Annotated in this window: 26 protein-coding genes; 7 read left to right on the forward strand and 19 right to left on the reverse strand. The window is 39.1% G+C overall.

All coding sequences use genetic code 11. From position 1 onward, the window contains the following. Positions 1–369 precede the first annotated feature (369 nt). Together gyrB and FJR08_RS15260 are read right to left on the reverse strand one after the other, a co-directional pair. Positions 370–2307: a DNA topoisomerase (ATP-hydrolyzing) subunit B gene (gene gyrB, locus FJR08_RS15255; protein WP_168633733.1), complete on the reverse strand. Its 1938-nt coding sequence runs from the start codon at positions 2305–2307 to the stop codon at positions 370–372. A 241-nt stretch (positions 2308–2548) separates the two neighbouring features. Further along, positions 2549–2719 carry a hypothetical protein gene (locus FJR08_RS15260; RefSeq protein WP_174783113.1) on the reverse strand — a complete coding sequence of 57 codons (171 nt, stop codon included), beginning with the start codon at positions 2717–2719 and terminating at the stop codon, positions 2549–2551. A gap of 7 nt (positions 2720–2726) precedes the next feature. On the opposite strand from FJR08_RS15260, the gene miaA reads away from it, so the two are divergent. Continuing rightward, positions 2727–3656 (forward strand): tRNA (adenosine(37)-N6)-dimethylallyltransferase MiaA, encoded by a 930-nt coding sequence (gene miaA / locus FJR08_RS15265; protein WP_168633734.1) that lies wholly within the window; start codon positions 2727–2729, stop codon positions 3654–3656. Here the strand turns inward: miaA and FJR08_RS15270 are convergent. The 9 genes from FJR08_RS15270 to FJR08_RS15310 all read right to left on the reverse strand — a co-directional run bounded on the left by FJR08_RS15270 (position 3653) and on the right by FJR08_RS15310 (position 8877). Further along, a complete protein-coding gene (locus FJR08_RS15270; RefSeq protein ID WP_168633735.1) occupies positions 3653–4054 on the reverse strand; it encodes a type II toxin-antitoxin system HigA family antitoxin in 402 nt (133 codons plus the stop codon). The genes miaA and FJR08_RS15270 overlap by 4 nt on opposite strands. After that, on the reverse strand, positions 4038–4337 hold the full coding sequence (locus FJR08_RS15275) for a type II toxin-antitoxin system HigB family toxin (RefSeq protein WP_168633736.1): 300 nt from the start codon (positions 4335–4337) through the stop codon (positions 4038–4040). The genes FJR08_RS15270 and FJR08_RS15275 overlap by 17 nt, the downstream gene beginning before the upstream one ends. Positions 4338–4726: 389 nt before the next feature. Beyond that, complete coding sequence (locus FJR08_RS15280) at positions 4727–5230, reverse strand: DUF177 domain-containing protein (protein ID WP_168633737.1); 504 nt, start codon at positions 5228–5230, stop codon at positions 4727–4729. An 86-nt stretch (positions 5231–5316) separates the two neighbouring features. After that, entirely contained in the window at positions 5317–5832 is a 516-nt protein-coding gene (locus FJR08_RS15285; protein WP_168633738.1) for a R3H domain-containing nucleic acid-binding protein, read from the reverse strand. A gap of 2 nt (positions 5833–5834) precedes the next feature. Continuing rightward, complete coding sequence (gene yidC, locus FJR08_RS15290; RefSeq protein ID WP_168633739.1) at positions 5835–6980, reverse strand: membrane protein insertase YidC; 1146 nt, start codon at positions 6978–6980, stop codon at positions 5835–5837. A gap of 231 nt (positions 6981–7211) precedes the next feature. Next, positions 7212–7598, reverse strand: a complete 387-nt coding sequence (locus tag FJR08_RS15295; RefSeq protein WP_168633740.1) for a PH domain-containing protein — start codon at positions 7596–7598, stop codon at positions 7212–7214. Next, a complete protein-coding gene (gene rnpA, locus FJR08_RS15300) occupies positions 7585–7974 on the reverse strand; it encodes a ribonuclease P protein component (RefSeq protein ID WP_168633741.1) in 390 nt (129 codons plus the stop codon). Before rnpA ends, FJR08_RS15295 begins: the two co-directional genes overlap by 14 nt. Before the next feature lie 27 nt (positions 7975–8001). After that, entirely contained in the window at positions 8002–8136 is a 135-nt protein-coding gene (gene rpmH, locus FJR08_RS15305; RefSeq protein WP_015081067.1) for a 50S ribosomal protein L34, read from the reverse strand. 234 nt (positions 8137–8370) lie between these two features. Continuing rightward, complete coding sequence (locus FJR08_RS15310) at positions 8371–8877, reverse strand: DUF2808 domain-containing protein (RefSeq protein WP_168633742.1); 507 nt, start codon at positions 8875–8877, stop codon at positions 8371–8373. An 863-nt stretch (positions 8878–9740) separates the two neighbouring features. Between FJR08_RS15310 and FJR08_RS15315 the strand changes: the two genes are divergently transcribed. The 3 genes from FJR08_RS15315 (at position 9741) to FJR08_RS15325 (ending at position 12738) form a co-directional block, all read left to right on the forward strand. Further along, positions 9741–10895 (forward strand): Re/Si-specific NAD(P)(+) transhydrogenase subunit alpha, encoded by a 1155-nt coding sequence (locus FJR08_RS15315; protein WP_168633743.1) that lies wholly within the window; start codon positions 9741–9743, stop codon positions 10893–10895. A 149-nt stretch (positions 10896–11044) separates the two neighbouring features. Next, on the forward strand, positions 11045–11338 hold the full coding sequence (locus FJR08_RS15320) for an NAD(P) transhydrogenase subunit alpha (protein ID WP_039199511.1): 294 nt from the start codon (positions 11045–11047) through the stop codon (positions 11336–11338). After that, the gene (locus FJR08_RS15325) at positions 11335–12738 is read left to right on the forward strand and encodes an NAD(P)(+) transhydrogenase (Re/Si-specific) subunit beta (RefSeq protein ID WP_168633744.1); all 1404 of its coding nucleotides are present in this window, start codon (positions 11335–11337) and stop codon (positions 12736–12738) included. Before FJR08_RS15320 ends, FJR08_RS15325 begins: the two co-directional genes overlap by 4 nt. Before the next feature lie 122 nt (positions 12739–12860). Here the strand turns inward: FJR08_RS15325 and FJR08_RS15330 are convergent, their stop codons facing one another. From FJR08_RS15330 to FJR08_RS15340, 3 genes are all read right to left on the reverse strand, one after another. Next, complete coding sequence (locus FJR08_RS15330) at positions 12861–13778, reverse strand: endonuclease NucS domain-containing protein (protein WP_168633745.1); 918 nt, start codon at positions 13776–13778, stop codon at positions 12861–12863. A 450-nt stretch (positions 13779–14228) separates the two neighbouring features. Continuing rightward, on the reverse strand, positions 14229–14630 hold the full coding sequence (locus FJR08_RS15335; RefSeq protein WP_168633746.1) for a type II toxin-antitoxin system VapC family toxin: 402 nt from the start codon (positions 14628–14630) through the stop codon (positions 14229–14231). A 12-nt stretch (positions 14631–14642) separates the two neighbouring features. Then, a complete protein-coding gene (locus FJR08_RS15340) occupies positions 14643–14945 on the reverse strand; it encodes a hypothetical protein (protein ID WP_168633747.1) in 303 nt (100 codons plus the stop codon). Positions 14946–14960: 15 nt separating this feature from the next. On the opposite strand from FJR08_RS15340, the gene FJR08_RS15345 reads away from it, so the two are divergent. Next, on the forward strand, positions 14961–15299 hold the full coding sequence (locus FJR08_RS15345) for a hypothetical protein (RefSeq protein WP_168633748.1): 339 nt from the start codon (positions 14961–14963) through the stop codon (positions 15297–15299). 240 nt (positions 15300–15539) lie between these two features. Here FJR08_RS15345 and FJR08_RS23680 read toward each other — a convergent pair whose 3' ends face one another. From FJR08_RS23680 to FJR08_RS15365, 4 genes are all read right to left on the reverse strand, one after another. Further along, a complete protein-coding gene (locus FJR08_RS23680; RefSeq protein ID WP_254435769.1) occupies positions 15540–16001 on the reverse strand; it encodes a type II toxin-antitoxin system RelE/ParE family toxin in 462 nt (153 codons plus the stop codon). Between the two features lie 5 nt (positions 16002–16006). Further along, on the reverse strand, positions 16007–16255 hold the full coding sequence (locus tag FJR08_RS15355) for a type II toxin-antitoxin system ParD family antitoxin (protein WP_071188346.1): 249 nt from the start codon (positions 16253–16255) through the stop codon (positions 16007–16009). A gap of 119 nt (positions 16256–16374) precedes the next feature. Then, positions 16375–16734, reverse strand: coding sequence for a DUF5615 family PIN-like protein (locus FJR08_RS15360; protein ID WP_168633749.1), 360 nt, complete (start codon positions 16732–16734; stop codon positions 16375–16377). Then, entirely contained in the window at positions 16731–17063 is a 333-nt protein-coding gene (locus FJR08_RS15365) for a DUF433 domain-containing protein (protein WP_168633750.1), read from the reverse strand. The genes FJR08_RS15360 and FJR08_RS15365 overlap by 4 nt, the downstream gene beginning before the upstream one ends. A 275-nt stretch (positions 17064–17338) precedes the next feature. On the opposite strand from FJR08_RS15365, the gene FJR08_RS15370 reads away from it, so the two are divergent. Together FJR08_RS15370 and FJR08_RS15375 are read left to right on the forward strand one after the other, a co-directional pair. Then, positions 17339–18190 carry a DNA methyltransferase gene (locus FJR08_RS15370; RefSeq protein ID WP_254435770.1) on the forward strand — a complete coding sequence of 284 codons (852 nt, stop codon included), beginning with the start codon at positions 17339–17341 and terminating at the stop codon, positions 18188–18190. A 135-nt stretch (positions 18191–18325) separates the two neighbouring features. Beyond that, a complete protein-coding gene (locus FJR08_RS15375) occupies positions 18326–18778 on the forward strand; it encodes a site-specific DNA-methyltransferase (protein ID WP_323294447.1) in 453 nt (150 codons plus the stop codon). Here the strand turns inward: FJR08_RS15375 and FJR08_RS15380 are convergent. After that, the gene (locus FJR08_RS15380; protein WP_174783114.1) at positions 18753–19613 is read right to left on the reverse strand and encodes a hypothetical protein; all 861 of its coding nucleotides are present in this window, start codon (positions 19611–19613) and stop codon (positions 18753–18755) included. The two genes, FJR08_RS15375 and FJR08_RS15380, sit on opposite strands and share 26 nt — an antisense overlap. Positions 19614–19870: the final 257 nt, after the last annotated feature.

Below are 19870 nucleotides of genomic sequence, written 5' to 3' on the forward strand. Positions count from 1 at the left end.
GTTGAGATTTCTACCCTGTGCAACTTGACAAACTGTTCCTATTGTATACAACGATATTTTAATCAGGTGATAAATAATATTGTTGCTAAAGTTACCTAATGATCTATTTAAGTAATCTTACGTATGCCAACTGTGATTTTGAATACTTCTGATTTTAAGAAAGCGGCTGTCATCTGGTTATGAAAAGTTTTGTGTATGCTTACCAATCTTTGCTTTGTAGATAATATCTAGTTGCGCTTTCTAAGCATAGCAAATGCTTTCCCTATTTGTGGAGAAAATTTGTGATTTTTAGCGAAAAAGTTATGGGAACAGGGAACAGGGGAGGTAGAAACTTAATTACCAATTACCCATTACCCATTACCCATGACCTTAGATATCTAAATCTGTCATATTCAGTTTAGAACCATAAGTTTCAATAAATTCCCGTCTTGGTGCGACGCGATCGCCCATTAAGATGGTAAAAATCCGATCAGCTTCGGCTGCGTCTTCAATTTCCACTCGTTTGAGGGTACGGGTTTCTGGATTCATGGTGGTTGTCCACAGTTGTTCTGGCATCATTTCTCCCAAACCTTTAAAACGTTGAATGGTATAGTTAGCATTGCTGGGAAGAGTCCCCAAGTGCTGTTGCAATTCCCGTTCGCTGTAACAATACTGATAATTTTTTCCTCGTTCTACTTTGTACAGTGGAGGACAAGCAATATAGATGAAACCTTGTTCAATCAATGCCCGTTGATAACGATAGAAGAAAGTCAACAACAACGTGCGGATGTGCGCTCCATCTACGTCAGCATCGGTCATCAAGACTATGTGATGATATCGTAATTGTCCAGCGTTGAATTCTTCACCTTTGACACCTAAACCGAGTGCAGTAATTAACGATTGAATTTCGTTATTTTTATAGATTTTGGCATCGTCAGTTTTTTCAATGTTGAGGATTTTACCACGCAGAGGGAGAATTGCTTGAGTCCGGCGATCGCGTCCTTGCTTTGCGCTTCCACCCGCTGAATCGCCTTCCACGATGTATATTTCAGACTCGGCAGGGTCACGAGAGCTACAATCTGCTAATTTACCCGGAAGAGGAGAAGATTCTAATACTGATTTCCGACGGACTAATTCCCGTGCATGACGGGCAGCTTCAGCAGCTTTAAACGCTTGGATAGCTTTATCTAAAATAGCATCAGCGATCGCGGGATGAAAGTCTAGATATTCAGTGAGAACTTCACCCACGAAAGAATCAACAATACCGCGAACTTCAGTATTTCCCAGTTTAGTTTTAGTTTGTCCTTCAAATTCAGGATCAGGGACTTTAACAGAAATTACAGCCGTTAAACCTTCACGGACGTGTTCACCACTGAGGTTAGATTCACCTTCTTTAATTTTATTCCGTTTACGAGCGGTGGCATTTAATGTCCGAGTTAAAACTGCCTTTAAACCTTCTAAGTGCGTACCACCATCAATAGTCCGAATATTATTAGCAAAACCGAGAACATTATCTGTGTAAGCATCCGTACACCACTGCAAAGAAACTTCTACCTGGACGTTATTCCGTTCCCCTTGGACATAGATAATTTCTTCGTGGAGTGGTTGCTTATCACGATTCATGTAGGCGATATATTCTTTAATACCGCCTTTATATTCGTAAGTTTCTATTCTCGGTGTGTCGCTTTTCAGGATTTCTAAACGATGATCCGTAAAAATAATTCTGACACCTGCATTCAAATACGCCAACTCGCGCAAACGACCTGATAAAGTAATGTAATCAAATTCTATGCTGGTGGTAAAAATTTGTGTATCTGGCTTGAAGGTAATAGAAGTACCCGTTCTATCTTCTTCATAAGGCGTTGCGACCAATTCCGTAACGGCGAAACTGCGTTCATATCGCTGGTTATGTACCTTGTGATCACGCCAAACCGTAACTTCTACAAACTCAGACAGGGCGTTAACAACGGAAATACCCACCCCGTGTAAACCACCGGAAACTTTGTAGCCACCACCACCAAACTTACCACCAGCGTGGAGAACAGTTAACACTGTTTCTAAAGCTGATTTCCCGGTTTTTGGGTGGATGTCTACGGGAATACCCCGACCATCATCTGTTACTGTCACAGAACCATCAGCATTGATATCCACTTCAACATGGGTACAGTGACCAGCTAAAGCTTCATCAACAGAGTTGTCCACTACCTCGTAAACTAAATGGTGGAGTCCTCGCGGACCTGTAGTACCAATGTACATCCCTGGTCGTTTGCGGACGGCTTCCAGACCTTCCAGAACTTGAATCTGATCGGCACTGTAACTGCTCGTCATGAAAATTCTCCTGATGCTTGGGGTTAATATCGCCAAAAGGCGAAAAAAGTTAAATCACCCCAATAGTATATCACAAAAGCCTTCCTGCCGTCTGTAGCGCAATTTAATGAGAAGTTTATATAGGGGTTATCACCCTAGTACCGCAGGGCGGAAGTCAAAAGTCAAAAGTCAAAAGTCAAAACTAATATACAGTAGGCTTTTTGGCGATTGAATATGGTTGCTTTATTTACGCCGTGATGTACTAGTGATAATTGGCAAGAAAATTCCCTATTTTTCGTTCTTTTCCCCACTGACAACGAACAACTGACAACTGTACGGGCGAAGCATTTGGAGAACTATTTTTGGCAATGACCGATAATTTATCTTCCAAATGCTTCGCCCCTACTAACAACTGACAACGAACAACTGACAACTGACTAATGACTAAATTAATTGTAATTTGTGGGGCAACAGCGACGGGTAAATCTGGTTTGGCTTTGAGTTTAGCGAGGAGATTAAATACTGTAATTCTTAGTGCGGATTCTCGTCAAGTGTATCGTGAGTTTGATATTGGTACAGCTAAACCAAATGTGATTGAACAAAAATCAGTTCCCCATTATTTGATAGATATCTGTGAACCAACTGAAATAATGACATTAGCAGATTATCAGGAACAAGCACAAGCTTTAATTGCTAGTTTGGGAGTTGAAACACTGTTGTTAGTTGGAGGGACTGGTTTATATATTCGTTCCATTGTGCAAGGAATGAAGATTCCCAGAGTTGCACCACAGCCAGAATTGCGATCGCAATTAGAATCTCTTGGGCAAATTCAACTTTACCAGATATTGCGACAAGTTGATGCGATCGCTGCTAAAAAAATTCATGCTAACGATTTGGTGCGAACTTTAAGAGCTTTGGAGGTTTACTATACAACTGGTATTCCCATTTCTGAGCAGCAAGGAGAAAATCCTCCGAATTATCCAATTTTGCAAATTTGTTTAGATTCTGATGCAGAACATTTGGATGTGAGAATTCGCAACCGGACTGAGCAAATGATAGCTGATGGTTTAGTTGGTGAAGTTGAGTATCTTTGTCAAAAATATGGTACTGATTTATCTTTATTAAATACATTAGGATATCAAGAAATCAAGCAATATTTAACTGGTGAACTTGCTTTAGAGGAAGCTAAAGAATTAATTGTTTTACATACCAGACAATTCGCCAAACGTCAACGAACTTGGTTTAGACAATCTCCTAATCTTGAATATGTTAATATGGATAATCCTGATTTATTAGAAACTGTTTGGAGACGAATAAATAGATCCCCGACTTCTTCAAGAAGTCGGAGATCTGGTAAAACCGAACTCTAAATAAATAAACTAGGAGAAACCTTAAAATATTCTCCCAAGGCTTTTGCTTGTGCTTTACTAATTGAACGTTTACCGTTGACAACCTCTGAAACTACACCGCTACTAGAACCAAGAATACGTACTAAGTCAGCTTGACGAATTCCGCTAGATTCCATGATATGTAGCAATATATCATGAGGTGTAGATTCATCCATTGGATAATTTTCTTCCTCATAATCTTCAATTAGTCTGACTAATAATTTGTGTAAAACTCGCTCCTCTGGACTACGATTTTTTTTAAAAGTTAGATATTCTGCAACTTTTAAAAACCGTTCATAGTCTTCCTCTGTGTCAATTACTTGAGGAGCGATTTCTGCTAGTAATTGACTATAAGTATTTCGGTCAAAAGTAAGGGTCATTTTTCCATTTATTTTTACTATATTCGGCGTGAGTTAGCAAGTATTTGTAGTACACCGTTTGATCTTCATAATCCATTCCTACAATTAAACGATAATCATTACCTTTGATATTAAAAACAGTAAAATTACCAACAGCTTCAGCATCTCGGTGAGTTTTTTGAACATCATTTAAACTTTGCCATTCTGCTTTTTTAACTGTTTTATGCCAATCTTCAATTTGTTTTTTGATATCAGGGTACTTTGCTGCTTCTTCGCGGAGGGTGCGAATGTGAATTAAGTGCATAATATATTTTGGATTTGAAATAATAGTGGTTGGTGTACATAGCTTAATTCCTCATTTGTGCTTAGGTTCTTGCTTAGGTTCTTGCTTAGGTTCTTGCTTAGGTTCTTGCTTAGGTTCTTGCTTATGTTTGTGCTTGTCACCTGCTCTATTCTCTCAAAATGAGAGGAATTTGTCAAGCCCTAATTAGGACTTACGCAAAATCTCTCTAAAACCCTCTTCCCTTCGTGTTCTTCGTTTCTATCCCTTCGGGACGCTCCGCGAACGTGGTTCATTTCTCTGTAATTAAAAACTCCACAAAGATAAAAAATCCTTGAGGAGCTTGAGAGAGTATTAACAGCTTTTACAGAGCCATAAAGAATTAAGCCATAACATAGCAAATAGTAAATTTACTAATTATCTGGAAGTTGTTTTTTCAACGCATCTAATAAAGCCCAACGGCTATCAGTAGGTAGTTCAGAAACAGCAGTATTCAAAATACCTGGACAATTAACATTACATAATTGACGCTGAGGTAACGCTAAACACATCTGCTGATATAGCCATTCACCGGGATCAAAATGACCATCAGGTGGTAAAGTTTCCAGTAAATCTTCGACAGCAACTTCCATTTCTAAAGGCAAATCTTCCGTTTGATTAGCGGTTTCATCTAACCAAATGACTTCCTGAGTATTCAGAACCAAACGATGGTTATACTGCTGCAAACAGCGGTTGCAGGTACAGGTAACAATTGTTTCTGCCTGAGATGAAACTTCTAAATAATTACCCTGATGTTTAACCTGGATAACTCCGCGAACTGGTGTCAATGTTTCTAGTCCAGGCAGAAACTCTTGAACTTGAATTTCCTCTGTCCGCTCCGGGGCTTTAGTTAGCTGCGGAATAAAAATAGCGTCCATAGGATTTGTGAAATACCCTTAAAATTGAGCATGGGTAATGGGTAAATGGTGATTGATAAAATCATCACCTATTCCCTATTCCCTAATTATGGTGTAACTGCCTGACGAACAACTAAATAACGATAAGGTTCTTTACCGCGACTGAAGGTTTCTAAATCAGAAAATTCCTGCAATAACGTGTGGATTTGGCGACGTTCTGAAGAACTGAGAGATTGAAGTTCTACCTCTCTGCCCGAAAAGCGAACTTCTGCGGCAGCATTTTCTGCTAAAGTGCGGATTTCAGATTCTCGTCTCACCCGATAACCACTTAATTCAACCGTGTAAGCTGTTTGATTGTCTTCTGGTTGGTTTAAGTTGAGAACGGAATTTGCTAGATACTGAATTCCGTCTAGCACCGAACCACCAGCACCAATTAAAATCCTAATTTGTTCTGATGTTAAATTAGTTTGATCTATTGTCAACCAGTAGCTTGCTCCTGCTGGGACATCTTGCTCAGAAGATGGGGTAGTTTCTAAATTAGCCCGTACTTGGGTAGATACACCAGTCAGAAGTAGCAAATTCTGTAACCATTGTTCACTACTTTGCATAGAAATGTCGCTCATAATCAACCATTAGCCTTTTTCTTAGAACTTTTGGGTTCAAATGGCAACGCTTTTACTTCGATAGTTTGGGCTTCTTTCTCTTGTAAATCTACGATTTTTTGAATTTCTTCTGGTAGAGGTTCACGGGAGAGAATATAGGTTTGGACGGTTTGGAAAACGTTACCAATTACCATATACATGAGTACCCCAGCCGGTAGGGGAAAGAATAAAAACATCCCAGAAAAGATGACAGGGGTAATTTTATTTACTGTATCTTGCTGAGGGTTGCCACCGCTGGAATTTTGTCCAGACAGCATTTGGCTCACATAAAGGCTGATACCAAAGAAGACAATCATCCCCACAATATCCCAGTGGACTGTGTTATCGGCATCAATAGCTCCGACTCGACCCAAAGCATCAATAAAGAGAAATCCTTTCTCTGCGGCTAGTCCGGGAATTGTGCCTTGAATGGTCACGTCTCCGGGTTCTAGAGCCTCTATATTGCCTTGGGCATCAATTTTGACCCTCTCTTCCCCTTTCATGATTTTCCATTGAGGAGTTAACTTAGCTTCTGGGTGTTCTACTAAGAGGGAATCAAATGATTTACCTTCTACGGTTTGATATTGAATCTTAGTTTTTTCTCCCACTGTTAACTTATTACCGCCTGGTAAGATGGCAGAAATGGGAGTATGCTCTCCATCAGCAATATAAATATTTTGCGGAGAAGTGGCAAAGGCTTGGGGTTGAATGCGCTCAATTTGTTCTTGAGGGAAGATTTGCAGATTAACGGAATAGTTAACGCCGGAAAAAGGCGACCCCCGCAAAGTGGCAAACAGTGCTAGTAATACTGGCATCTGCAAAAGTAGAGGGAGACATCCTGCTAAGGGATTACCAAATTCATTTTGGACCTTGAGCATTTCCTCTTGTTGCTTTTGCTGATCGTCTTTATAGCGTTCTTTGATTTCTGCCATGCGCTTTTGCATCAGCGGTTGCACGACTTTCATCCGTCGCATACTACGGATAGAACCGGCACTCAGGGGATAGAGTGCAAAGCGGATAATCAATGTTAAGGCTACTATCGCCAACCCATAGCTAGGGACAAAACCATAGAAAAGGTCTATGATTGGCAACATCACGTTGTTCGAGAGAAACCCGATACCAAAATCCATTATTCTGAATTCAACCTGCGGTACTTTGACACTCCCACCCCGGTGAGGAATGGGATGCTTAGTTGAGCCTATCCTCTGACTAGAGGGGGTTCTCTCCCAAGCTTTTGCTCTATATTGTAGAGGTTTTTGTTAAGCATTGCTGTGACTATCCACAAGCTACGCCAGCGAGGGAAGCTACGGATAGCCGCACATTATCTAAAAATCTGAATGTTGCCGCTCTGGACAAATGACTTATTTAGAACTGCTATATTGGGGATTTTTAGCAGCAACTTTTTCATTAATGTAGTCATAGACTTCCCGAAAGTTAGGAACAGCCCGCATTTCTATGAGAGTACCATTTTTGAGAGTGATTGCCATATCTCCCCATAGGCCGATGGCACGGGGAACTTTGACAACTTTCACTACTTCTGAATAAATTACATCAAAGCGATCGCGTCCCATCCAACCGCCAGTTACACATATCCTTCGATCTGTGATCCGGAAGCGCAGCCATATAGCCCTGACTATTGCCCCCACAGCTAAGGGGATACCCACCACTGTCAGTCCAATTAGCAGGTTGAAAATCAAATCCCCAATGTGGGGACCACCCTCATAATAAACTTCTTCACGAATACCCATTTAATACCTCAGTTTGTGCCAACAACTGCTCTAATTCTTGCAGAAATTTCTGGGTTTCGCACTCAGATTCTGTTGTTGTTGGTTTCACAATTAATACTAGCCGCCATCCTGGGACTAATTTAGGCAATAATTGATGTAATGCTGCTGTCATTTGTCTTTTGATTTTGTTGCGAACAACGGCGCGTTTACTGACTTTTGTACTAATGGCAATACCAATTTTTGTGGCAGGGGGGGCAGTATCCAAAGAAGGTTCTGTCAAAAGAGTAGGTTTTAAAGCTCTCAAAGTGAAATGAGAACTATGTCGCCGAATTCCTTCCCGGAAAACTGCCTGAAAATCCTGACGGGATTTGAGACGATATGCTTTGGGCAAAGCCACAACAGTTATTAATTGCTGAATTTTACCCTACACGCTCAAACGATGCCGTCCTTTTTTTCTTCTAGCACTAATCACGTTTCTGCCGTCTGGTGTCCGCATTCTGGCGCGAAATCCAGATGTTCTTTTTCTCTTACGGCAAGTGCCGCCCAGGGTTCTTTGCATACTGTTCTCCTTTTAGGCGATTTTCATAAAAAGTCACAATCTGATATTTTACCACTTTACAGGCAACAAAAACATATTTCTGGATAGAGTTGTCAGTTGTTCGTTGTCAGTAGGGGCGAAGCATTTGGAAGATAAATTATCGGTCATTGCTAAAAATAGTTCTCCAAATGCTTCGCCCGTACAGTTGTCAGTTGTCAGTTGTCCGTTGTTCGTTGTTCGTTGTCAGTTCCCTTTTTAAGTAATACTGATAATCCATGTACCAATATAACGCAGTAATGGGACATCACCGGGGGAAAGAACTTGACATTTGAAATAGTAAACTCCCCCAAAAGCTGGATTCTGTACATTGGATAAGACTAACTCGACTTTGCGACCGGCGGGAACTGGTTCTTCAGGAAATATTTGAATCACACCACCTTCTTTATCCCATTTGACTTCAGATAGGGGGACTTTTTTACCTTTAACTATGACTTCAACACTTTTGGGATCGAAAGTTCCCTTGTAATAATCAGGATAAGTAATGGTAAATTGAGCTACTGCTAGTTTCATTTGTTTGGCAGGAACTCTGAGTATATAACGATCTGTGCTGTTGGTTTGTCCGCCAAAATCTAACCGAAAGGGTAACTGATTTGCGCTGTTAACACCGCTAAAAAGTGTTAAACCATTCTGGGCTAAAGTTATCGCTGGTAAACCCGCTAATAAGCAGCTAGTCACAGCTAAGGCAGAAAGTAGGCGTTTCATAAATTAGGTTTCCTCTAGTTGGTAGTTTGTCACGAAGTATCAGTATTTGTAACTAAACTTTACTACTATATACTTGACAATTGACGTTGGTGAAAGATAAAAGTGCCTTTTTAGTGAAAACTTCCATTCCTGAAACTAAGATTATAGGACTTACGCGCAGTACCAACCTGCGATGAGACGAATAAACGAAATTGTGTTGTTTTTGGCTTTGTGAATAAATTATTGAGTAGGTGTTTATTGGGTTTGACCCAGCCAACAAGAGATAAAATCCAGATTATATAGTTAGGACTTACGCACTAGTTACGGAATAAACGAACCACAGAGGCACAGAGAACACAGAGAAATGAGGGTTTGAGAGATATTTTGCGTAAGTCCTGATAGTTTTGTATTGCTAAAGGATAATTTTTATTGCTAATTATAAATATTTTAGTAAGTAAGTAGACGAAAATAAATCAAAGTAGATTAAGTAATGTAAAAAATCTGGAGATGATTTCGTAGTAAGGGCTTCAGCCCTCAAATGAGGAATAAATTCCTCACTACAAACTTTGAATTATTCAAGCCGTTCTACTTACACAAGTATATTTTAAATAAATAAAACTTTCAGAGTGAGATTTTTTCCAAATATAAAATAATCTGAAGAACAATATACAAAATGTAGATATCGGCATAGGATGTGCGATAACTAATTCTACTTATAGCTATTTTGCCAGGATGATATTTGCATATTGTCAAGTTGAGATTGTGAATAAAGCCCAAGGATAGGAAAAACAAAAAGGTTGAAAGTTCTATCTACAAAGGTAATTCATGGTTAATCATCCCGACAGTTTAATTAATAGTCAAGGGATTTATTTCTAGGAGATTTCATGAAAATAGCAGTTGCGAAAGAAATAGAAGTTTGTGAACGGCGTGTAGCTTTAATTCCTGACACCGTAGCTAAATTAGTCAAACAAGGTTTAGAAGTTTGGGTAGAAGCTGGTGCGGGAGAAAAAGCATTTTTCAGTGATGCTGACTATGAAGCCGCAGGGGCAAAAATTAGCCATGATTCTGCTCAATTATGGAGTGAAGCAGATATTTTACTCAAAGTTAGCCCACCGCAAACTAGAGAAGATGGCCGGACAGAAATTGAATTACTTAAATCAGGTTCTGTATTAATTAGCTTCCTGAATCCCCTGGGAAATCCCGTAATTGCCCAACAATTGGCAAATCGGCGAATTACCGCTTTGAGTATGGAATTAATCCCCCGTACCACCAGGGCGCAAAGCATGGATGCTTTGTCTTCCCAGGCTTCACTGGCGGGCTATAAAGCCGTATTGATTGCCGCAGCAGCATTACCGAAATACTTCCCCATGTTAACCACCGCTGCGGGGACAATTGCTCCGGCCAAAGTATTTATTATGGGTGCAGGTGTGGCAGGATTGCAAGCGATCGCCACCGCAAGACGACTAGGAGCAGTAGTAGAAGCCTTTGACATCCGCCCAGCCGTTAAAGAAGAAGTACAAAGCTTAGGGGCGAAATTCGTCGAAGTCAAACTCGAAGAAGAAACCGTTGCAGCGGGTGGTTACGCTAAAGAAATTTCAGAAGACAGTAAAAAGCGTACCCAAGAACTAGTAGCCAGCCACGTCAAAAACTCCGATATCGTTATTACCACCGCCCAAGTACCAGGAAGACAAGCCCCCAGACTGGTGACAGAGGAAATGGTAGCACAAATGAAACCCGGTTCAGTAATAGTAGACTTAGCCGCAGAACAAGGTGGAAACTGCGCTTGTACAGAAGCAGGTAAAGATATTATTTGGAACGGGGTAACAATTATCGGACCAATTAATTTACCCTCATCAATGCCAGTACACGCCAGCCAACTGTACGCAAAAAACATTACCTCATTAATGCAACTGTTGATTAAAGATAAAGCCTTAGAAATCAACTTTAGTGACGATATCGTTGACGCAGCTTGTGTTACTCATGGTGGAGAAATTAGAAACCAACGAGTAAAGGACGCTTTGCAAACGGTAGCGGTTTAGTTTACATCAATAAAAATCACGGAATAACGAACCACAGAGGCACAGAGTTCACAGAGAAATACGAGTTTGAGAGAGTTCTTGCGTATCCTATCTTTCTTTCCTTTGCGCCTTTGCGTCTTTGCGCGAAACCTCTTAAATCCAAAAATCACATGACACAAGCATTACTTCCAGCCTTATTTGTACTCGTCTTAGCCTCTTTTATCGGCTTTGAAGTCATCAACAAAATTCCCCCCACATTACACACCCCGTTAATGTCCGGTTCAAACGCCATTTCCGGGATTTCGGTAATTGGTGCAATCCTGGCTGCGGGGGAAAGAAACACGAATTTATCGGTAATTCTCGGTTTAATTGCCGTAATTTTAGCAATGGTGAACGTTGTCGGTGGTTTTTTAGTTACTGACAGAATGCTGCAAATGTTTAAAAAAAAGGAAGTTAAAGCATGAGCGACTTTTTACCAACTGGGATTCAGCTAACTTACTTAGTCGCTGCATCATTATTTATCCTGGGTTTGAAAAAACTTGGTTCTCCTGCTAGTGCAAGAAACGGTAATCTTGTCGCTGCGGTGGGAATGCTATTAGCAATTGTCGCCACAATGCTAGATCAGCACGTATTAAATTACGAGATGATTTTGGTAGGCTTGGCTATTGGTTCGGTAATTGGCGCTGTTATTGCTTACAAAGTGCAAATGACGGAAATGCCGCAAATGGTGGGTTTACTAAATGGGTTAGGTGGAGCATCTTCCGCATTAATTGCTGTTGCTGAATTTTGGCGGTTATTAGATAGTTCACAGCCTATCCCCCTCGATGTCAACATTTCTATGTTGTTAGATGTGTTAATCGGTGGTGTGACTTTAACAGGTAGTTTTCTCGCTTTTGCCAAATTGCAAGGTTTAATCAGCGGTACACCGATTACTTTCCCGTTACAGCAACCTTTTAACCTGTTGCTGTTGGGTTCTTATCTGGCTGGAAGTGCCTATTTAATCATGACACCCGATAGCCTCCCCGTATTTTTGGGAGTGGTGGCTGTTTCTTTGGTGTTGGGTGTGATGTTCGTCCTCCCCATTGGTGGGGGTGATATGCCGGTGGTAATCTCTCTGTTAAACTCTCTCTCCGGTGTGGCTGCGGCTGCGGCTGGGTTTGTGGTGATGAACAATATGTTAATCATCGCCGGTGCTTTGGTGGGGGCTTCTGGTTTAATCCTGACGGAAATTATGTGTAAGGCTATGAACCGTTCTTTGTTCAGTGTCTTATTTAGTGCTTTTGGTTCTGTCTCTACTGCTACTGCTGGTGTTGCTGCTGGTGCTAGTGATCAACCTGTTCGCAGTATTGATGCGGAAGAAGGGGCGATGATGTTGGGTTATGCCCGTTCTGTGGTGATTGTCCCAGGTTACGGTATGGCGGTTGCTCAAGCACAGCATAGCGTCCGGGAGTTGGCTGATCAATTAGAGCGCATGGGTGTGGATGTGAAATATGCGATACATCCGGTGGCGGGGAGAATGCCGGGACACATGAATGTATTATTGGCGGAAGCTAATGTGGCTTATACGCAGTTGTATGATATGGAGGATATTAATCCCCAGTTTGAACAGGCTGATGTGGCGTTGGTGATTGGTGCTAATGATGTGGTCAATCCGGCGGCGCGTAGTGATAAGAATAGTCCTATTTATGGGATGCCAATTTTGGAGGTTGATCGCGCAAAGCAAACTATTGTGATTAAGCGCGGTATGAGTGCTGGTTTTGCTGGTGTTGATAATGAGTTGTTTTATAAGGCTAAAACGACTATGTTGTTTGGTAGCGCTAAGGATATGGTGGCTAAGTTGGTTAGTGAGGTGAAGCAACTTTAGATATAGGCTAGGGGTGTAGTTTGTTGACTATGCCCTTTTTTCTCACGCAGAGGCGCAGAGACACGGAGAGTTTTGTTTCGCGCAAAGTCGCTAAGGAGCAAAGGCGCAAAGAAGAGGTAAGATTAAATTCTTTCAAACCATCTACGTAAAGCTTCATAAATAAAGATATTTAAACTTCGATTTTTAGCATCTTCCTTTGCAAATTTAATACGAGTTGGATTTACTTTACCAAGTCCTCTGGAGACAGGCATAACAATAGCTGCATTCTTCCAATCTGTCCAAATTCTGAATCTAAAAATATTACCTTGTTGTTCCCATAAGAAATTGCGAGGTAGCCATAAAAATAGCACAAGTTCTTTTTTGCTATCTAGCCTTAATTCAGCACAATGTTTAGTTTTCGCGTTACCATAATAAATACCACCATCTTGGGATATTTCTTGCATACGATCATCAAATTGTAAAATTGTTTCTCGAAATGTGAGTAATTTACCTCTTTCTTGAGGTGTACATTTTTCAATTAATTGATAAAACCGTTTATGAGGACTAGGAATTTCTTTTTTAAGATGATTTTCTCGTAAATAATCAAAATCTAATTTCCAGTTGAGAGTAGTATCTACATTAATTATGTTTAGACTAAATTTTTGCTCTTGACAAATAATTTTAAACTGCAAGAAGTTAAATTTTAGTTGATGATATTTTCGATCAGTATAGTTATCTCTATGAAAATTCGGAGTAACAGCAATTAAAACTATAGGAACTTGAAAATTTATATATTCAGGAAAAGGTTTTTCATCTAAAAGAGCATCATAATAACGAGTAAGTTGTTGGACAATATATCTATCTTCAGAGTTTTTTAACTCTATGATTACAAGTTCCTTATTTTTACCAAAAGCTAAAATATCACAATATTGTCCACTGACTTGATACTGTCGCTTTAAAGGTTTATATCCAAATATCTTTTCTAAGTTGTTCCAAACCAAATTTTCTAAATCTTTTTCGCTTTCAAATTCCCATCCGCTTGCTACTTGTCTTAATTTCATCTGTATCAATCTGTAAAACTATGAGTGTGGGTATATTTAGATATTTTACCTCAACCTGTTTCATTTGATACGATACAGTAAGCTATGCGATCGCTCTCTCTTCTCTTCTTCCTTCGTGTTCTTCGCGTCTTCGTGGTTCATTAAAAAACGATATTGGGGAAAAGTGCGATTCTTTGCGTCTTTGCTCCTTTGCGACTTTGCGCGAAACTCTCTGTGTCCTCTGTGTCTGGAGTGGTTCGTTAAAAAAGGCTGTTGGGAAGTTGGAGGGAATGCGATCGCTGTTTGGGGATTTGAGGGGGTGCGATAGCGAAGCGCTGCTGCAAGCAGTTCGCTGTTTGGGAGGTTAAAGGGAGTGCGATCTCTCTTTCTCTGTGTCCTCTGTGTCTGGAGTGGTTCGTTAAAAAAAGAATGTTTGGGAAGTTGGAGGAAGTGCGATCGCTGTTTAGTTTACTAAATCTCCCAATCTTCTAATTTTAAATTATCAATTCTACTAAACTCTCTAGTGTTGTGAGTAATTAAAGTTAAATTATTAGCTATAGCAATAGCAGCAATATGTAAATCATTATTTCCTATAGGAGTACCTTTAGCAGCCAATTTACTACGAATTTCACCATAAATTACAGCACATTCATCATCAAAATACAAAGAAACAAAACGGTCTAAAAATTTCTGCTGCTTTTGCATAGTTTTCGCAGGATTATGAGTTCTCATTGCACCATAAAATAATTCGGCTTTTACAATAGAACAAACTACTATATCTATATCGGATAAATCTTGAAGACGCTGAATAATCTTTTCTGATCTTTGATTAAGATATTGAATACAAACATTACTATCTAATAAATATTTCATCAGTTTGTATTCCTAACCATTAATCATTTCTTCTAAGCTATCATCTAAAGTATCATCAATACCTAAATCATCCAGAATAATTGGATCATCAGCACAACTTCCTGCTGTTTGGTTAATAAATTCTTGCCAGTCTAAATTGTGTTTTTCTGTGTTTATCAAATTTGTTGGTTTATTGATCAAATTTTGACGAAATAAACGGATAATTTCTAATATTTCTGGTATGTATTCTTCTGGAGTTTGGGCAATTTCTAATAATAAATCGTTCCAGGGTGTCGTTGAGGATGTTTCTGTGATGAGTTGGTGATTATTAATCATAAAATACTACATTTGATGATTTTTACATATTATCAGTATATCAGATCAGAATTAGCAAGTGTAACTTACCCAAAGTATCGCTGTTTGGGAAGTTGGAGAGGGTGCGATAGCGAAGCGCTGCTGCAAGCAGTTCGCTGTTTGGGAAGTTGGAGGGGGTGCGATCGCTATTTGGGAAGTTTGAGGGGTGCGATAGCGAAGCGCTGCTGCAAGCAGTTCGCTGTTTGGGAGGTTGAGGGGGTGCGATCGCTGTTTGGGAAGTTGAGGGGATGCGATCGCATAGCTGATGACTATAGCTATTCTTCTTCTGCTAAAATTTGTGAAATATCCCGTGCAGAGTCAGTAACCCAGCCCTAAAGGGACTGAGCTTGCAAGAGAAATCAAACAAGCTGTACTGACCAGACCACCCTGAGCATAGTCTAAGGGTAGCCGTTATTTGAGTCACGACACCCCGGAATGCGTAGCTAGTTCCCTGCTCTGTCGCTTGTGATTAAACAGTTCTAAGGTCACTGGAACAGTGTTGCAAGTCTAACAAGCTCTTATAACTGGTCTAAGCTAACATTACCCCAGAAATGGGAGGCTCTTTGGAGCAAAACATTATGCGTACAGAGTTGGAAATTTGAATCGGTAATTGTCCCGTTGAAAGTACATCACAAAAGTACCCCGAATTTCCCAACTCCAAGGCGGTAATGAAACAAGATTCAATGCGGTTAAAACCGCCCGTGTCGCTTCCCTCTCAGATCTAAAGACACGCTCGTTTCCCGCATACCGCGAGGTCTTATGAATTAACCGAACAATTTCAATATACTCATCCCCTTCTAAATAAAAAATTAGATGCTTTTCAAATCCTCTAACTCCCCACTTCCGCAAACCAACTAAACGCGGATTTTTAACATTATAAACACTACCAATACCAGGTAGTCGTGCTAATTGTGAAAAAGTCTGCCTCGTAGCATCAAAAAAACTCAATGCTGCATCAAAATTACTGTCAGCAATATAAGCAAACTGTTCATCAAGGTCAACACTAGCCTTTGGTCTAATTACAATTCGTCTAGTCATTGCTATTACTTGCGGAGTCTCTCCAGAAGCTGAGTGCGTTTTTGTTGCCACCACTCATCCGTAATTTCAATCGCTTCACCACTATCTAAGCCTTCTAATAGCAATGTTTCTAGTCGTGCTTGTGCCACTTTTTCTAAATCTTGACGAATCAAATGTCGAATATATTCGCTTGTGGTACTGTAGCCACATTTTGCAACCTGTTCATTGATAAAGTCCCGCATGGAATCGGGAAGAGAAATATTTACTGTAGTCATAGCTAATAAGTCTTTATATTTCTGATTCTTTAATTATGGCAAATATTGTCAATTTTTGTCAAATGTTGTGTAGGGATGTGGGTGCGATAGCGAAGCGCGACCTAGGAATCGCTTTTACCTTAAAATGGAATCCATTCCAACTTATCAATCCATTCTTCCGCTTCTGTAGCTTCCCAAACAAACACAAGATCCTGTGCTATTTTTGCTATTGGTGTTCGGGGACGCAACCAAAATAAACCCCAAATATGACCACCTTCTCCCCAATGTACTTCCAAATGTCCTGGCATACTAGCACGATTATCTGTTACTAAAACTCTTTGAGATAATTGTAAATAACGCAAAATCTCAGGATCTAAAGTACCTGTTGGTGGTGCATTATCTTCACCCACACGCAAAATATCTATTTCGGAATTTAACCTTAAAATAGCTAATTTTAGACGGGGTGGCAAATTTTCATCAAGTAAAAAATGCACTTTCACAGTACAGTTACCTGCTGTTGAAATTTTGCACTTTTCAACTTTCTCAATCTTTGTAACAAAGGTGAAGGATGAGTAATTGATTCTTGATAACGTTGTTCTCTATATTTTGCCAAATTAGAAAGATAAGAATCAACTTGAGGACGATTATGTAAATAATAAGTAATGGTCGCGTAAATTTGCTCTAAACTCAAATCAGGAAAATTAGCACCGATTTCTTCTGGTGTATATCCTTCTAAATAATAATCAAGTACATTATCAATACCAATACGGTGTCCTTTCAGTCGAATATCTCTCTCTGAGATAAAGTCAAAATAACCTTCTAATTGCATTACTCTAACCCTACAAATTTTGTTGCCATATTAATTTATTATAAGTCATTATATACTGTTTGGGAGTTGAGGGGATGCGATAGCGAAGCGCGACCTAGGAATCGCTATTTGGGAAGTTGAGGGGGTGCGATAGCGAAGCGCTGCTGCAAGCAGTTCGCTGTTTGGGGATTTGAGGGGGTGCGATAGCGAAGCGCGACCTAGGAATCGCTTTTGGGAAGTTGGAGAGGGTGCGATCGCTATAGTATAATTATAAAAAATTCAAAATTTTAAACAATATGGCAACAGGAATACCGAGTAAAAATGGGCGTAATCATAAACAAAATACAATATCTTTCCGAATTGAATATGAAGGAAAAATGCCTATAGAAGATATATTAAAAATTCAGCCAGCTAACTTAAATCATATAATTAGCGTTGAGGGATATCCTAGAAATCAACTAATATATGGAGATAATTTAACAGTTCTTCGCACATTATTAAATAATGAGAATGTTGCCGGAAAAGTTAACTTAGTATATATTGATCCTCCATACTCCACAGGTAGCAGTTTTGAGTCTCGTAACAGCAATCATGCTTATCATGATCTCATGGAAGGTGCAGAATATTTAGAATTTTTGCGTCAACGTCTTATTTTAATTAGAGAAATTCTATCAGAAGAAGGTTCTATTTATGTACATTTAGATGAAAAAATGGCTTGTACTGTCAAAATTATTATGGATGAAATTTTTGGAGTTAAAAATTTTCGTAATTGGATTACTAGAAAAAAATGCAATCCTAAAAACTATACACGCAAACAATATGGTAATGTTGCCGATTTTATTCTTTTTTATACAAAAACAGATAATTATGTATGGAATCAACCTTTTGACGCTTGGACAGAAGACTCGATTAAAAAAGAATATCAATATGTGGAAGAAGGAACAGGAAGACTATATAAAAAAGTTCCTATTCATGCCCCAGGGGTAAGAAAAGGAGCAACTGGTCAACCTTGGAGGAGTATGCTACCACCTCCCGGTAAACATTGGCAATATACACCAGAAACATTAGACGAAATGGATGCACGAGGGGAAATATATTGGTCTTCAACAGGTAATCCCAGAAGAAAAGTATATTTAGATAATAAGTAAGTCGGCCCAATAAAATCGATATATGTTTAGTTTTGTAAAAACCGTGAAACACCCTATTTATAAGGTATTCGTTAATTTATATTTCGTTACATAGATTGATTCTTTAACGCCGACCTACTTAGTCAGGGTATTTCCATTCAAGATATTTGGCTGGATTTTAAAGACGCTCACAATCAAAATATTAAAATCACTGGTTATCCAACGGAGAAAAATTCAGAGATGATCAAAAGGATAATTATGGCTTCATCAAATCTAGGAGATATTGTTTTAGATGCCTTTGCGGGAAGTGGAACTACTCTAACAGTATCTGAAGAATTAGATAGAAAATGGATAGGTATTGATAATTCTCCATTATCTATTGATACTATAATTAAACGTTTAGTGAATGGTACTGAAGCAATGGGTGATTTTGTTAATGGCAAAAATGGTAATTGTAAATATAAACAAATAAATTTAATTGACGTTAATAGAATTTTAAAAACAGGTTTAGACTTGTATATTGAAGAATCAGAAAGTTTAGCGTTAATTTCTGATCAAATCATCAAAAATTGGAATAGTAAACTTAACTATCTAACCAGCTTTGTGTAAATCTCTCGTCTAACATTTTCAAAGTACAAACCATAACTCTACCTTGTCCATATTGTTCTAAATTAGCGTAATCATTCCACATAGAACCTAGAAGTAATCCAGGACTATCATTCAGAATCAATACTTTTAATGGCAAATTGTATGTTTTAGCATGACCCAAAATTTCTGTGATTTTATCTCGATTTCCTCCTATTCTATCATCTTCTTGAGAACCTCCTCTGTCGGAGTCATAACGAGCAAATCCAACTACTAATGGAGTCCCATCTAAGCGAGAAATTAACATATCCGCAGGAATTTGAGATGGAAAGTTATTCAAAGCCTTATGCAACATGACATCTTTCCCCCCACGAACTGGTCCTTGGATAGAATAATTTTGGCTGAATACCTTGTTAAACCATAAGAAAAAACTTTCTGTTAAATCATACCCTTTTTCTCCTTTTCCCTTATGTTGAAAAAGAAGTGCCATGAGAATTTCATCAGGTATAGGACGGCTTTGCAAATTTTGTTTAACTTCCTCTATCGGACGAAATTTATCACTAAAGTTTATGATAATATGAGGAATGTTACCTTTCTTTTTAGTCATTTCAACTGATGTATCTGGAGAGACGTATCTACGAAAGATTCTGAGTAATTGAATTCGCAAAGAAGTAGGCTGTTTGGTGATAATTTCCAATAATTCTGTGGAAGTTTGTGCTTTATCAACAAGTTCTATAAAGCGTACTTGTACTTTTTCATAAAGTATTTTAGCCTCATCTAAGTAATCTGGATAGAAAGGGGAATCAAATATAGTAATCCACTTAGATGCTGTTGCTCTGTAACTAGCAAATGTAGTCAAAATTATTTCCTTATTTTTATGATCAGTACAGGTTATTAATATAAACAATAGTGGTATTCTTGTCCATATCTTTCTCAAAAAAGTGATACTTAGGATGAAGGTGTGCGATAGCGAAGCGCGACCTAGGAATCGCTTTTCTAATATAATTAAACAATACTACGTGGATCAACAACTACAATATCCGAAAACCGTTTAAAATCATCAACATTAAATGTCAATAAATGTGTGATATTATGAGCTAACATAGCCGCAGCTAA

This window comes from Dolichospermum sp. UHCC 0260 (assembly GCF_009711985.1).
GTDB lineage: Bacteria > Cyanobacteriota > Cyanobacteriia > Cyanobacteriales > Nostocaceae > Dolichospermum > Dolichospermum lemmermannii.

Bases quoted from the DNA above. Each gene is read 5' to 3' on its own strand.
- gyrB (WP_168633733.1), bottom strand. From the start codon at position 2,307: ATGACGAGCAGTTACAGTGCCGATCAGATTCAAGTTCTGGAAGGTCTG.
- miaA (WP_168633734.1), top strand. From the start codon at position 2,727: ATGACTAAATTAATTGTAATTTGTGGGGCAACAGCGACGGGTAAATCT.
- FJR08_RS15270 (WP_168633735.1), bottom strand. From the start codon at position 4,054: ATGACCCTTACTTTTGACCGAAATACTTATAGTCAATTACTAGCAGAA.
- FJR08_RS15275 (WP_168633736.1), bottom strand. From the start codon at position 4,337: ATGCACTTAATTCACATTCGCACCCTCCGCGAAGAAGCAGCAAAGTAC.
- FJR08_RS15280 (WP_168633737.1), bottom strand. From the start codon at position 5,230: ATGGACGCTATTTTTATTCCGCAGCTAACTAAAGCCCCGGAGCGGACA.
- FJR08_RS15285 (WP_168633738.1), bottom strand. From the start codon at position 5,832: ATGAGCGACATTTCTATGCAAAGTAGTGAACAATGGTTACAGAATTTG.
- yidC (WP_168633739.1), bottom strand. From the start codon at position 6,980: ATGGATTTTGGTATCGGGTTTCTCTCGAACAACGTGATGTTGCCAATC.
- FJR08_RS15295 (WP_168633740.1), bottom strand. From the start codon at position 7,598: ATGGGTATTCGTGAAGAAGTTTATTATGAGGGTGGTCCCCACATTGGG.
- rpmH (WP_015081067.1), bottom strand. From the start codon at position 8,136: ATGCAAAGAACCCTGGGCGGCACTTGCCGTAAGAGAAAAAGAACATCT.
- FJR08_RS15310 (WP_168633742.1), bottom strand. From the start codon at position 8,877: ATGAAACGCCTACTTTCTGCCTTAGCTGTGACTAGCTGCTTATTAGCG.
- FJR08_RS15315 (WP_168633743.1), top strand. From the start codon at position 9,741: ATGAAAATAGCAGTTGCGAAAGAAATAGAAGTTTGTGAACGGCGTGTA.
- FJR08_RS15320 (WP_039199511.1), top strand. From the start codon at position 11,045: ATGACACAAGCATTACTTCCAGCCTTATTTGTACTCGTCTTAGCCTCT.
- FJR08_RS15325 (WP_168633744.1), top strand. From the start codon at position 11,335: ATGAGCGACTTTTTACCAACTGGGATTCAGCTAACTTACTTAGTCGCT.
- FJR08_RS15330 (WP_168633745.1), bottom strand. From the start codon at position 13,778: ATGAAATTAAGACAAGTAGCAAGCGGATGGGAATTTGAAAGCGAAAAA.
- FJR08_RS15335 (WP_168633746.1), bottom strand. From the start codon at position 14,630: ATGAAATATTTATTAGATAGTAATGTTTGTATTCAATATCTTAATCAA.
- FJR08_RS15340 (WP_168633747.1), bottom strand. From the start codon at position 14,945: ATGATTAATAATCACCAACTCATCACAGAAACATCCTCAACGACACCC.
- FJR08_RS15345 (WP_168633748.1), top strand. From the start codon at position 14,961: ATGATTTTTACATATTATCAGTATATCAGATCAGAATTAGCAAGTGTA.
- FJR08_RS23680 (WP_254435769.1), bottom strand. From the start codon at position 16,001: ATGACTAGACGAATTGTAATTAGACCAAAGGCTAGTGTTGACCTTGAT.
- FJR08_RS15355 (WP_071188346.1), bottom strand. From the start codon at position 16,255: ATGACTACAGTAAATATTTCTCTTCCCGATTCCATGCGGGACTTTATC.
- FJR08_RS15365 (WP_168633750.1), bottom strand. From the start codon at position 17,063: ATGCAATTAGAAGGTTATTTTGACTTTATCTCAGAGAGAGATATTCGA.
- FJR08_RS15370 (WP_254435770.1), top strand. From the start codon at position 17,339: ATGGCAACAGGAATACCGAGTAAAAATGGGCGTAATCATAAACAAAAT.